The following is a 14,494-nucleotide window of genomic DNA, read 5'->3' on the forward strand; positions in this document are numbered from 1 at the left end:
TTTATAGTAAGGATTTCAATCCTCATTGAGAATTTTTGTTCTTTGAACATATTGAAAATAATAGAGATTTCCACCTCTATTATCTTATTTTGAGGTCACAATTTGTGATCTCAAATGTTCAAATTCCTTTTCTAATAATTCAAACATAAATTCATCAGAGAACTGGTCTACATTTCTTCTTTTTCAATGCCAAATGTATGGTTCCGAGGGGTTAAAGGATGCTATAGAGATTTTAGGACTTACGGGTGTATAGATCTATGAGGATAAGGAACCGCGGATTGTTATCGCGTAAGAGTTTCATGTTTTTTGTCGGACTTACGGCAAATAGGTGTGGATAAGGGGGGCACTCTCAATAGGAGTTATGTATCAAAATGGTAATACCACTTCCAATTTTTTGTATTTAACAATGTCAGGCTTGGCAGTGACAGGAGTTGGTTCTGGTATTGTAGCAGGATTTTTATATTAAATACGATATCTTTAGCTAAGACAGACAGTGATATAGGTCAGCATATTGATAGTTAATTTGAATAGAAAATGCTGTTTTTAGATTGTATGTATGTTGGTAGTGTTGCTACAATAGTTTGCGCCTCTGTTGTTTTGACAAGTATTTCTATTTATGGTATAGATGTTTATTATTTTAATTTTAGTAGGAAAATAGATTCAAAAATAGGAAGGGAATTAAATATATGGTAAGAAAGATGTTATTTTTAGATTTTTTGATGACAAAATGGTTTGTAGGTAAGAAAAAAATGACAGAGTTATTCCAGGGACGATTATTTTTTAGCTAAGGCAGCATATATGGGAGATGAACAGGAACTTATTTTTGAGAAAAGACTTTTAGACTCGAACTTAAATTATAATTAAAGCCCCAATCCGAAGATTGAGGCTTTAAGATCTTTAATTAATTTTATTGTTGATTTAAAACTTTAAACAATAATTATGGTGTATAACTTCCGCTATGGCTCGTCATCCCATCTTTACGCATCGCTTCAATAAGCAGACAGTTGTACACATAGTCCCAACTTGAACTGACTTCTGAATTTTGATTCAGACCATATGGCCACCAATGCTGGCTATCGCCACTTATCACCGCATTTTGATCTGAATTGATCAATTTTAACATGTTGTTTCCATTGGTAAATTGATATTTTCCAGCACTTATTGCTTGCTGTGACCACCAGCTTGTTGTGCCTGTTCCAAATGTATGGTTCATTTCATGTAGCATCGTCCGGATATTTTGGTAAGAAGTATTTGTTCCAAATCGCATCCATCCTTCATTATTCGCATCAGCGGTAGCAACTCCAGGTACATAATTAAGGTATACATGCTTAGTCGCTGATGTATATTGATTCGCATACCATACGGCACTGTCAATTGCTACTTGCAGGCGTGAGTAAGCGGCAAGCTCTTCCGCTGTAGGGCTACTTGCTTTGTTGAATGTATACGTGACGTTACCTTTCTTAATTGTTCGAAAGGCAATATTGGTTCCGTAGCTCACCCCGGTTTCATTGATAGCATATGCGCGAAGATGGTAGTTCATCAGTGGAGTTAAATTTGTTAATCCGATTCGAAATTTGCCAATACCGTTTGCTCCATGTGCAACCTTGTTTTGCGTGATTGTTGGATTTTCTTCTGTGCCCCAACAAACGCCGCGCTCCGTGACTGCTCCACCACCGCTATTCAAGATTTCTACATCGTAATACGCTCGTGATGAACCGATAATAAACATCGGTGTTTGGGCAAAATTGACGGATTGTATATCTGCCGTTTTTAAAGTAACCTGATCTCCGTATGCTACCCCACCTTTGTTTTTGGCATAAGGTCTGATGTAATAGGTTGTAGACTGCACGAGGGAATTGAGCTGAACGCTAAATTCTCCTGATCCTTTACTTACCGTAGCTTCGTGCGGATTGTTTTCAATCGTGGGATTGGGACTTGTGCTCCAACAAATACCTCGATTGGTGACTAGTGCACCGCCTTTATTGGTCACCATTCCTTTAACCATTGCTCCCGAAGTGGTGATATTGGAAAATGCTAATTGTCCTAAACCAGGAAGCGCAATTCCTTCTGGATTTTCGATTGGCTTTACGGGTACCAGATCTGATGTTGATTTGGCGCATGCCTGCACAGTTAAGCCGAGCATAAGCAGATAGAAATATCTTTTTTTCATGTTTTCTTTTTTTATGGTAAAACTTCAAAAGTCATATTACCTGTGATCTTGATATATGATCCATCACTCGCTGTTCCAGGCATGTTACCCAACAGTCCGATGGTGACGGCACTTGCTTCAGATAAATTAAATTCCAGTATGGCCTCGGTTCCTGAAATAACTTTATAAGCTAAACTTGCAGCTGCTAAATTAGCCTGGTCAGGTAATTGGGTTCCCTTAGCAGCAACTAAATGGACTGTTCCGGCAGCTCCTTTGTCCAGTTTAGTAATGGTAAACCGATATTTTCCAGGTTGAAGGTTGGTTGTTTGATACATTTTTCCATTGACAATCGGAGCTAAGTTTGGCGATGGTGTAGCCCACTGCCACCATCCTGCTTCGAACGATAAACAGGCCTGGTTGGAGCGGATCTCTATTCCACCATAGAAGTTATTGTCGGTATGTTTAAAGTTTTTTGCGGCATCATTCAATTGCCAATCTGCTGGAGTTCCCCATCTGCTGCCTGCCATGGCAGAAGTTTGGAACGGGAAATTCATATTTTTGAAGTAAATCTCTTTGGGCAATATCTCTGTGACATAGTTCGTGTAAAATGTATCGACACTTAAGGTATCGGGGATAAACAGGGTACGATAACGGTATGGTTTTCCAGGAAGATAGTTTTTTAATATGCTTTCACTGATATGGATCGAATCACGTTGTATGACCAGCTTTCCTGCAGTATTGGTGTACTCGACTTCTGTAAATGTTGCTCCACTGGTCAAATCGATACCGCCCCAAGTAATGGTGGTGTTTTGATCGCCAGCAAAATATCCTGTCGTGTAGTAAGGGCGATTGAGTAAGCCAGATCCATACCTTTCGCCATAGGAAATTCCTGTTTTAAAAACGCTGAGTGATTTGTTTCCTTGTCCATCAAAAGTGATAAATTCAAAATTATGTACCCCTTCTCGGATGGGTAGAGATAACTTTAACGTATCCACTCCTGGCGTTCTATTGATATTAAGCTCGGCGGAGTCCTGTCGATTGTCCCAATAGACTTTTAATCGTTCGATTTTCGGATCAGCCATAAATAGACCGGTGATATATACTCTTTCTTTTCCAGAATAAACTTTTATCGAATCTATTTTTCCAGTATAGCTTTTTTCTCCATCTTGTAGATATTTTTTATAATCATCACTTTTTGAGCAGCTGAAAAGATGAAGTAGCGCGACGCCAAGCAACATGCTCTTACCTATTATTTTAATGAGTTGTGTTTTCATAATTTTTGTCTTAAAAATAAATGGTGGTCCCCGTTAGCGTGGGTCTCCATATACCTGAACTTCTGCGATTGCCATAAATGAAGAACCTTGCCAGTTTTTTGAAGTTTTTATGCGGAGATAGCGCACCTTTGGAGCACTGACATCAAAATCGAAACTAAGTCCCGAATTGGCGAGTTGGTAGTCTTCATCGGTCTGCTGGCCCATCGGTAATCCAGAAGGCTTTTTGCTTTCAAAGTTTCCGAGTAGTTTCCAATTATTCCAACTGCCATCTGAAGGAGGATTGTCTGAACCCCAGATTTCGAAAGTTTTTACATTTCCACCATAGTAATACATCCGGCCATTATTGGTGTATTCCGGATAATTCCAGATGACGATCCGACTCATTTTGGCTAAAGTTCCTGTATCAAAAGTGATCCATTGCGGACCATTGATCGTGACGTCAGTGAGTGAGATATTGGGCCAATTGATGATGTCGTTATCCCACATTTTTGATAATCCTGTCGACGCATATTGTTGTTTAGCATCAGTAGGTAAACTAATGGCATTATAACGGGATTTTGGCAATGCAGTTTCGAATAGGGGTGTAATGGTGGTCACCATGGTATCCGTAAAATTCATGTACTTATCGCGTATGGTGATCGCAAATTGTTTCGGATTAGGGGCAAATCCGCGAATGGTTCTATTGATCTGTTTTGTCGATGTATAAATATTGTCTACAGATGGAACCCACTCGCCTAAGGAATCCACCATGACCATAATGGTCAGATTTTTTTCCTCTTCATTATCTGCAGTGATCCGTATTCCGCCGAAGGCTCCAATTGCTTCTAAACTTCGAAAAGTATCCCAGATCGGATTTTCCAATGGAGTGACCGGGATGGTTACCGGTGTTGAGCTAATTTCGCTGCGGTTTACGGTAGAGAGTTTAATATCATGAGGTTTCATATCCGCAAATCCTTCTACAAGCAACGAGTTGTTGTAATAGGATGATTTTACCTCCATTTCTTGACCAGATGCCAAAGTGTATGTCGCGCGTACATAAAGCAGATCCTGATCTTTGGGAAGTGTGTAATGGAGACGGGCTGCTCCCGGTAAATTTTCGACCTGGACATTGCTTACAGGTTGTGGAGCAGTAGCATTGGTTACCTGAGCAGTCTTAAACTCCTCCTTGCAACTACTCAATGCTGCTATCAGCATGAGTAATGTGAATATATACAGTTTTGTTTGATTCATGTTCATAATTATCTTGTATCATCTATAATGAAATAAGGGCTACCAACCCAAATTTTGCATCAGTGAAGGGTTTACGGTTAATTCTCCTTGTGCGATCGGCCAAAAGTAATCACGTGGTGCAACGAATGTTTGTGCATACAGCGTGCGTAAGCGGTAGTAATCACTGGTCACTTCTTGGTTAACACTCCATCCCGTGATATTTTGGTTGAAATAATTAACCGCCAATTTCCAACGGCGGAGATCCCAATAGCGCTTTCCTTCAAATACCAATTCGATCATGCGTTCACGCTGAATGATTTCGCGTAGACCATCTTTCGTATTTGGTTTGCTGGGATTGGTTGAAAATGAACTCCAGGATTCGACGATACCGGCCAATCCTGCACGTTCACGGATGCGGTCCAGATATGTGTAGACTTCTGTAGATGGTCCATTGGCTTCATTTAAGGCCTCGGCATACATCAGGTAGATATCACTCAAACGGATCGTTGGCCAAGGGTATGATTTGTAACTCACGCCACTGCTGGCAAAAGCCTGTTCCCAATTGACCAGTTTTTTTAAGAAATACCCTGTTTCATTGATCCATCCATGATTATTTGCGCCTGCAGGTTGATTGAGTTTTGCCTGTACATAATAGGTGTCTTCATCGGATAAGCTCTTGGTGTCAAATTTAAACCAGATACCGCCATCAAAACCTAATGATGCATAAAATCGTGATTCACGGTCATAATTTAACCGAGCTGTCGTATAACCTTCTTTAATATGAAAGCGTTCTTCATTCTTAGCTGTTCTTAAGGTAAACCTGTTGGTAAAGTCTAAGGTTTTATCTTCATTGATGGGTACGCCATTTTTGGTGTAAAACATTTCGGCAATTTTGATCGGGGCACTTAAATGCTGTCTTGCAGTACCTACTACAGCATCAATGGTGAGTAATGGCATGGCATCACGCTGGATATTCCAAGCTTGATAATTAGGATTTGCCCAGATGTGCTCAGAGGACCAGCGCTCATTGAAACCTAAGTTTATACCTAATATTTGTGCGGTTTCATCACTCATCTTAAATTGTCCATATTCCGTTTTGCGAAATGGGAAAAATGTGGTGCCGGCTGATTCTGCTGCTGTAATTGCGGCTTTGGCCGCTTCAGCGGCACGTGTCCATTTGGAGGCATCATATACGGGATTAAAAAGAGGTTCTCCATCCTTGTTGCGGACCGCCTGAAAATCTGAATTACCATTGAATAAGGGACTGGCAGCGGTTAACAAAACTTCTGCTTTTACCGCTTGAATAATGGGCTTAGTGACCCGGCCTAATTCAGATGCCTGATCTGGAATGATCAAGGGAACAGCACTGTTTGAAGCCGAATCTAATAACGATACGATGTAGTTCACGACTTCGTCGACAGGTCGTTGTGTTACCCGAACTTCTTGCTGGTTTGCATCCAAAGGAGTATTGGTACGTGCCAAGGGTATTGGGCCATATTGGCGCATCAAGATATAGTGGTAGTAGGCTTTTAAAAACATGACTTCTCCAATCCATCTCGAACGATCTTCACTGGATAAATCGGGTACTTTCGATGTGTTAGAAACATTTTCTAAAAAGATATTGCAATCACGGATAGCGGTCCACATGCCGCTGCGCCAGGTATCTACTAATGGGGCATTTACATTTTGTCCTCCGCGTGCAATCCGCCAATTATTGGCTGGATAGATCTCGCGTTGCGCGACAGGAATCCATACTTCATCGCCTGCTAAAAAACCGGTATTGCTCTGCGCATCGGCATTGTTGGGTAGCCATGCATAGCAGGTAAATAAGAATTTTTCAGCTTCGTTACGCAATGAAAATGCATTGTCTATAGTCGCGACATTGTCGGGAACGACATCAATATAATCTGCACATGCGGAAAAACCGATGGTACTAACGGATAGATAAATGAGGTAGCGTTTTATCTTTTTTATCTTTAAATTTTTCATTTGGATAATTTTTTATAAATAATCATGAGTTGCTTGTCTGCAATCGATATGATTGCGCAGGGTTCAAATGATGGAATCCTGTGCTGCAGTTCATGAGCGTTTTATCATTTTGTAATGTTTAAAAACCAAGCTGTAAGCCAATATTATAGGTGGCTTGAATCGGATAGCCGATACCTCGTCCACCCATTTCTACGTCCCACATTTTAAAGGAACTGATCGAAAATAGATTCATTCCATTGGCATAAATCCGCAGATTTTTTGCTTTAAGTCTATTCATTAAACTTTCTTTGAAAGTATAGCCGATTTCAACAGTTTTTAATCTTAAGAATGATCCATTACGCATCCACCATGTGGATCTTTGGTTGTTGTTGGCAACAATATTTTCACTTAATCTTGGCCAGAAAGCATATAGATCTCGGTTTTCTTCACTCCAGTAGCTATCAGCGATTACGCTTAGAAGTCCATTTTGAGAACCTCCGTTGAGATAGAAGGGAGAGATGTTTTCAGGATTGATAAAGAATGAAGATCTTGCTGAACCTTGAAAATAGAAACTGAAATCGAGTCCTTTACCGCCCACTGTACCTCCAAACCCATAAATCAGTTCGGGTGTGGTTGGGTAGCCAATGGCTACACGATCTAAATCGGTAATTTGGCCATCGCCATTGATGTCTCTGTATTTGATATCACCCCCTAAATAATCAATACCAGGTTTGCCAAATTGAACGGGAGAATTTAATACTTCCTGATCGTCAACAAAGAGTCTTTCAGCTATATATCCGAATTCTTGTGAGGCGGAGGTTCCGACGGTATAGCGTCCAGGCTCTTGATAAGCCGGTTCATCAACGATCAAGCGTTTACTGACGGCATAGGTTAATGTGCTTCTTCCCTGAAGATACCAACCGTTCATAAAGTTTTTATTATAGCTCAATGTCAGATCCATACCTTTGCTTTCTGCTTTATTAGTATTTGCCACGATAGGGGCTCTTAGGCCCATTGTGCTAGGGATATAAGACCGATTTGTGAGTATATTGCTGCGGATTTGTTTATAAATGTCAATATTTAATTCAATTGCATTAAATAGACTCAGATCCATCCCGAAGTTGGTCTGGCGAGATCTTTCCCATGTGATGGCTTCATTGGCATATCGGTTGATCGCAATAGTAGGTCTGTTATAGCCCCCCAGTTCTCCGAAAGAAATTTCACCGGCATTCATGTTAACTTCTGAAAGATAGAAGAAACGATCCTGTGCTCTACCGATCTGATCATTTCCGGAGTATCCATGCGTAGCACGTAGTTTGAATTTATTGACCACGTCACGGAGTGGCTCAAAGAACGACTCGTTTGAAATATTATAAGATAGACCAAAGGAAGGGAAGAAACCCATGCGTCTTGCTTTTGCAAATCGCTCGGATCCATTATAACCGAAATTAAATTCGGCAATATAACGATCATCAAAATTGTAGGTAAATCTACCAGAAAGACCGATATTACGCGCTGGTAAAGACAGTTGTAGCGATCCGGCATTGCCACTTAATGAATTTTGAAGCAATCCAATTAGGGTGGCTCCGACATTATGCTTGCCAAATCCGCGGTTGTAATTGGCAATAGCATGCGCATAAAACATGGAATTGACCTCTTTGTCAGATTCCGAGTAATCGAGATATTCTGTTCCAACAGGGCCTATTGAACCTTGAGAGCCGTCGTTCATGACACGCAGTGTCAGGTCGCCATCAGCATTTGATGATGCCGAGTAATAAAATGGATTGTACCTTCTGCTCACTTCAAAATAAGCGTATCGTTTTAAGTAGGTCATAGCCGTTAAGTTCAGACCCGGTACGATAGCACTTAAGTCTTGACGTAATTCAATCTGTGGCATAATGGTCGAGGTGTTGAATTCCTGATAGCCACGTACCATTTCGGCATAAGGATTCACAAACAGACCTCCGTTTCGATTTAGTGCATTGCCAAATAGGGGATGGTTCATGTAAGGCATATACGAAGATGGATATAGCGCTGGAAACATTACGGGGTTTGACCATATTGCACGTCTAAAGGTGACGGCACCACCATTGATACGGTTGTTATTCTCGTCCAAACCACCTATAGGGCCATTATAATCATCAAATTGGGCGTAGACCCGTACAATTCCTGTAGTACTCGGAGTAAAGTTGATGTCGACATTGGAACGGACTGAATAATTTTTCAATTTAATGTTGTTATTGAAATTGTTGATGCCATCAACCTTCAGAATTCCGTTGTCGATATTGTAAGTTCCTGCTAAGTAATACCTTGCTTTGGCACCGCCTCCTGAAATATTTAAATTGTTTCGCTGATTGAGGGTATAATCTTTGATCAGCTGATCAATCCAATTATTATTAGGATAAAATAGCGGGTTATCTCCAGCGCGGGTATGATCGATTTTACTTTGCCAATAGGGCAATCCCTGGCCGCTCGAAGCATCTGCAGGTCGTGTCAGATAAGCTTCATTGGCCATTTCCATATACCGAATGTTATCGGCAAACTGAAAATTTCTGGTGTTGGTGGAAATGTTGTTTTCTGAACGAAATTCAAATTTTGTTTTTCCTTCGGAGCCTAGTTTTGTGGTGATCAGTACGACACCATTCGCACCGCGCGCGCCATACATCGCGGCGGCATTGGCATCACGTAGGACTGAAAAGCTGGCAATGTCGTCCGGTTGTAAACGTGCCATATCGGTTGGGGATGATTCGACATTATCTATCAAGATCAGCGGATCTTGTTTACCGGTACCAAATGTACCCAGCCCTCTGATAAAAAAATTGGCATTATCAGATCCGGGTTCTCCACTGCGCTGAAATGCAATCATACCAGCTACACGTCCTGCTAGCATGGTCGTCAGATTACTCGTTGGCCCTTTTAATTCTTTTGGGTTAATCGTCGTTACTGAACCCACAACGGATGTTCTTTTTTCGCGTTGCCCAAAACCGGTGACAACTACATCTTCTATCACATTCTCATTCATCTGAAGTATGACATCCAGTAAGATGGTATTATTGGATTCAACTTTTTTTTCTGCTAATGCTATTTCTTGACGTGTATAGCCTACACTTGTAAAAACCAAGGTTGCGGTTTTACTGGCACTTATAGCATACATCCCCTGTGCATCTGTCAGTATTTTTGATTCGCTACCTAGAACTCCTACAGTAACCCCTTGTATTGGGGTGCCACTACCCGAGACCTTTCCCGTCACACGGACTTGTTGAGCTGTGGCAACATAGCAGCTTAACGTCATTAGAAATATCCAAATTCCAAGACGCTTTTTAAGCACTTTACCTCTTTTCATTAATAATTAGTTTGGTTATAAATTGGTGAGTATTTTTACTCGATGTACAATTATCGCAACTATCTTTTGATTAAATTGGGGGGGATTTGGTCAAAAATAAGGGGGAAAATCAGCATAATTGGAGTGTTGAGATTTTAATGTGAAGATTTTCTCTACCTCAATATTTCGTGCTAAATGGTTTTTTTAGCTGTTTAGAAGACAAGGGAGACCTATTTCTGTAAAACACAGGCAAAATTGGTTTTACAACTATTAAATGTTAATTTAACACTTGTAAAAAGTCTGCTTTTTACATAGATTTATAGCTATACAAACCAATCATTTACGCCAATAATTATGAGGTACAATCTATTATGCCTTCTTATTTTTTTATTGCTATGTTTTGATATACGAGCGCAGTCATCCATCGAATATCTGGGGATCGATCATGGCTTGTCCAATGATTTTGTGACCGATATTTATCAAGATAAAGATGGATTTATGTGGTTTGGAACTTTCAATGGCCTCAATCGTTTTGATGGCTATGAATTTAAAATCTTTAAAAATAATCCATTAGAGAATAAATCGCTTCCCGACAATCGCATCACCGATATTCTTGAAGATCAAACTGGTAATCTCTATATTGCAACCAAAGGCGGATTGGGGGTTTTTGACATGGATCGCAATCATTTTACTCGGGCAGATCTGGTTAAAGGCGATTTGGAAATGCAACCTATTGATTTTTCCATCCATCAGCTCGAGAAAGATAACGATGGTCAACTCTTTGCTACCTCCGGAAAAGCGGGTTTATTGACGATCAAGAACACCGCAAAAGGTCTTAAAGCACATACTGTCCCTTTATATATTTCAGGAAAAGTAATTGATCAAGCGTACAGTGTAAGTTCGATCTGTAAAACTTTCGATGGAAGATTAATGTTGATGATACATGGGGTGGGATTAGCGATATATGACCGTAAAAACAACTGCATTCAAGTTCTTGTACAGGGAGATTTTAACGCAACATTGATGACTGCTTCTAGTGATGGGGGGGTCTGGTTTTCAAATGGTTGGTCGGTCACTTACTATGATTGGCAGACTAATGCCTTTCAGTACTACAGTTTTGTAAATGGCTTAAGTAATAAGCGGATTGTTAATCTATATTTTGGTCAGGATCGTAAAATTTGGGTATGTACCGATGGTGATGGCATTCAGAAGATTAATGTGGATACCAAAAAAATCGAAAAGAATACGGGTTTTGATGAAAAACAACTAACCGGTAATGCTGTTGTTGCTATTTATGAAGATAATGAGCGTCGGAAATGGCTAGGTACGATACGCGGTGGAGTGAATGTGATCGATCCGCAGAAGGGTAAATTTCAATTGGTAAAACATCATTCACCGGATAAGAAGGTAAGTTCCCGAGATTTTATTTCTGTGCTAGAGCAAGCGGATAATGATCATATTTGGGTCGGTACGGATGGTTCTGGCTTATTGAAGTGGAATTTAAAACAGAAAGTCTTTGTACCATATCCCAATACTTCCCGACTATTATCAGAGCGCGCATTTGTCACGGGACTTATTCAGGATGATCATCATCAATTATGGATCGGGACTTATGATTCTGGTATTTTTAAATTAGATATGACTAGCGGTCAGATCAAATCCTATACCTGCTATTATCCCCAAACCGAATATGTAAATGCAGCAGCTTGGCGCTTGTTTAAAGATAGCCGAAAACGAATCTGGGCATCGACTTTGGGCGGAGGAGTGGTCTATCTTTTTGATGTAGCGGAAGATCAGTTTAAACCTTTAAACTTACCGATATATGATGTGCTGACGTTTTTTGAAGAAAAGGAAGATATCCTCTGGATGGGATCTTGGTCTGAATTGATCCGCTTGGATCTGAAAACAAGGCGCTTTAAAACATATGCAGTGGGCACACCTGTCCGGTTTATCAAGAAGGCTGATCGTCATCATTTATGGATAGGTACGGAAGGGGGAGGACTACGTTACTTTAATATAGCGACGGGTCAATCTAAAACGTATACAGAGAAAGAGGGATTGCCAAGTAATACTTTATTAAACGCACTTAATGATGATTTTGGCAATTTGTGGATATCGACTTATCATGGGCTATCAAAATTTGATACCAAAGTGCGCTCATTCCAAAATTTCTATACATCTGATGGATTGCAAAGCAATCAATTTAATTACAATGCCGCGCTGAAATTGTCTGATGGACATTTGGTGTTTGGAGGCATTCGGGGATTCAATTTGTTTCAGTCGCGTGACCTTTTAGTCCATACTGTTTTTCCTGCACTTAAATTGACACAACTCCAGATTAATAATAATCCGTATGGTACTGATAAACGTTATGGCACAGGTCCTCTCAATGCCATTAGCAAATTGACCATCCCTTACAATCAGGCGGTATTGTCCTTTTCATTTGCCGCATTAGATTATAGTTTTTCAGATCGGATTAAATATGCATACTTTCTTGAAGGATGGGATAAGGATTGGAATTATGTGGATAAACAGCGATCAGCATATTATTCGCACCTTAAAGAAGGAATTTATACGCTAAGAATTAAATCGACGAATGCAAATGGTGAGTGGAATCCTAGTGAGCGTACTATTGTGATTCAAATCTTGCCTCCATGGTGGCGTACAGGCTGGGCTTATACAGGTTATGGAATGTGTGTTGTCGCTGCACTGTATCTTTATTTTCTGTATGTACGACATCGAGCTTTATTATTAACGAAATTGAAGGCCGCTGAGTTTGAACGTGATAAAGAAAATGAACTTACAGAGAAGAAGGTCACATTTTTTACGCATATCGTGCACGAAATACGTACGCCGCTTACTCTTATTATAAATCCAATTAAAGAATTGCTGAAGGATAGTGAAGATCGTGTAACAGATTACGAAGAACTTCAGGACGTATATCGTCATTCCAAGAGATTGCTGAATCTGGTCGATAAATTATTGCTCTTCAGAAAATCCGAAGGAAACTTTGATGAACTATCTCTTGTTCCTCTGGATATCGTGCATTTGGTTCAGGAAGTTTTTCTGTGTTTTCGGCAAATCGCACATTCGCAAAATATAAGCTATACGTTGAAAACTGATATCGAGGCTTATCCATGTTATGGAGATTTTGAAAAATTGGAAATCTGTTTTTTTAATCTATTGCAGAATGCCCTAAAATATACACAAGGTGGGGGTATGGTGACCGTGCATATGAATAGTACGGTCACAGGTATTCGCATTGAAATATCGGATTCGGGTAACGGTACTCCGACTCTGCTGAAGGAAGATATCTTTAAACCGTTTCAGCGTGACTTCTCTTCTTCCAATACGGTAAAGGAAGGTTTTGGAATAGGCTTATTTTTAGTCAAAAAATTTGTGGAAATACATCAGGGTGAAATCAGCTATTACCCCAATGCTGATCGAGGCATGACTTTTTGTGTTGACCTGCCACAGCATGCTATTCTTAATGATGAGGATCATATTTTAGAAGTTTCCAATAGTGCTTTTTCTTCTCGGGAAACGATGGGGCTAAACGATCCGGTTATGGCAGAAAAGGCCGACCGTAAAAATAGTCATTATCTCGAGGGATCAGATACATCAATTTCGATAGAACGAGAAATCATACTATTGGTGGATGATCATGCTGATATTCGAAATTATATCTATAAACTGTTTCAAGATAGGTTTTATGTCGTGCAGGCTGAAAATGGGGAGCAGGCTGTTGCAATTTTACAAAAAATAGAACCGCATATCATCATCAGTGATATTATGATGGAGGGAGGTTCGGGGATTGATCTCTGTCATAAAATTAAGAAAAGTAATCAGTGGAGTCATATCCCTTTAATTCTTTTGACGGCAAGTTCCTCATCCGAAATAAAGTTGAAGGGGATTGAAGGGGGGGCTGATGATTATATTACTAAACCGTTTGATAAAGACATGCTGATGGCACGTGTGGATAATCTGATTCAAAATAGGAATCGTCTGCATGAATACTTCCATAGCCATATAACGTTGCAATCGAATGACCACAAAATTCCGGTTGAATATAAAGAGTTTTTGGAGAAAGTGATCCAAGCGGTTGAAGCACACTTGTTGGAAGAAGATTTTACGGTAAAAGTGCTCGCCGAAACCATGGGGATGAGCCATTCGAATCTCTATAGACAAATTAAAGCGATATCAGGAAAATCTGCTAACGAATTTATTCGGTACATCCGACTTCGTAGAGCTGCACAAATTTTAATTACGACTAAAGCGAATGTAAATGAATCTGCTTATCAAGTTGGTTTTCGAGATGTTAAGCATTTTAGGCAACAGTTTACGAAGCTTTTTGGTTGTACCCCATCAGAATATCGAAAACGCTATCCTCATTTAAAGAAATCCTATGCGCTAGATGGACTACTGACTCATTAAGATCTGTGCCGATGAGAAAGATTGATTGTGGAAATATAAGGGCCATCAAAAGTTTATGTATTCAGCTAAGTAGGTTATGAAGTAAGTCTGTTAAGTAACTATTTAAAGATAAATCACATTTCTTTTGCTGAGATTGAT

Annotated in this window: 6 protein-coding genes; 1 reads left to right on the plus strand and 5 read right to left on the minus strand. The window is 40.0% G+C overall.

The window, feature by feature from the left end; all coding sequences use genetic code 11:
* Positions 1-937: 937 nt before the first annotated feature.
* The 5 genes from M2265_RS17570 to M2265_RS17590 all read right to left on the minus strand — a co-directional run bounded on the left by M2265_RS17570 (position 938) and on the right by M2265_RS17590 (position 9,943).
* The gene (locus M2265_RS17570; protein WP_132769671.1) at positions 938-2,170 is read right to left on the minus strand and encodes a hypothetical protein; all 1,233 of its coding nucleotides are present in this window, start codon (positions 2,168-2,170) and stop codon (positions 938-940) included.
* 11 nt (positions 2,171-2,181) lie between these two features.
* Positions 2,182-3,423 carry a DUF4998 domain-containing protein gene (locus M2265_RS17575; RefSeq protein WP_132769669.1) on the minus strand — a complete coding sequence of 414 codons (1,242 nt, stop codon included), beginning with the start codon at positions 3,421-3,423 and terminating at the stop codon, positions 2,182-2,184.
* A 33-nt stretch (positions 3,424-3,456) separates the two neighbouring features.
* Positions 3,457-4,653, minus strand: coding sequence for a DUF5000 domain-containing lipoprotein (locus M2265_RS17580; protein WP_165905873.1), 1,197 nt, complete (start codon positions 4,651-4,653; stop codon positions 3,457-3,459).
* Positions 4,654-4,692: 39 nt separating this feature from the next.
* Positions 4,693-6,621, minus strand: a complete 1,929-nt coding sequence (locus tag M2265_RS17585) for a RagB/SusD family nutrient uptake outer membrane protein (RefSeq protein ID WP_132769665.1) — start codon at positions 6,619-6,621, stop codon at positions 4,693-4,695.
* A 118-nt stretch (positions 6,622-6,739) separates the two neighbouring features.
* A complete protein-coding gene (locus M2265_RS17590; protein ID WP_206368566.1) occupies positions 6,740-9,943 on the minus strand; it encodes a SusC/RagA family TonB-linked outer membrane protein in 3,204 nt (1,067 codons plus the stop codon).
* 333 nt (positions 9,944-10,276) lie between these two features.
* On the opposite strand from M2265_RS17590, the gene M2265_RS17595 reads away from it, so the two are divergent.
* Complete coding sequence (locus M2265_RS17595) at positions 10,277-14,356, plus strand: hybrid sensor histidine kinase/response regulator transcription factor (RefSeq protein WP_132769663.1); 4,080 nt, start codon at positions 10,277-10,279, stop codon at positions 14,354-14,356.
* The last annotated feature ends 138 nt before the right edge of the window (positions 14,357-14,494 follow it).

The organism is Sphingobacterium kitahiroshimense (assembly GCF_025961315.1).
GTDB lineage: Bacteria > Bacteroidota > Bacteroidia > Sphingobacteriales > Sphingobacteriaceae > Sphingobacterium > Sphingobacterium anhuiense.

Bases quoted from the DNA above. Each gene is read 5' to 3' on its own strand.
- M2265_RS17570 (WP_132769671.1), bottom strand. From the start codon at position 2,170: ATGAAAAAAAGATATTTCTATCTGCTTATGCTCGGCTTAACTGTGCAG.
- M2265_RS17575 (WP_132769669.1), bottom strand. From the start codon at position 3,423: ATGAAAACACAACTCATTAAAATAATAGGTAAGAGCATGTTGCTTGGC.
- M2265_RS17580 (WP_165905873.1), bottom strand. From the start codon at position 4,653: ATGAATCAAACAAAACTGTATATATTCACATTACTCATGCTGATAGCA.
- M2265_RS17585 (WP_132769665.1), bottom strand. From the start codon at position 6,621: ATGAAAAATTTAAAGATAAAAAAGATAAAACGCTACCTCATTTATCTA.
- M2265_RS17590 (WP_206368566.1), bottom strand. From the start codon at position 9,943: ATGAAAAGAGGTAAAGTGCTTAAAAAGCGTCTTGGAATTTGGATATTT.
- M2265_RS17595 (WP_132769663.1), top strand. From the start codon at position 10,277: ATGAGGTACAATCTATTATGCCTTCTTATTTTTTTATTGCTATGTTTT.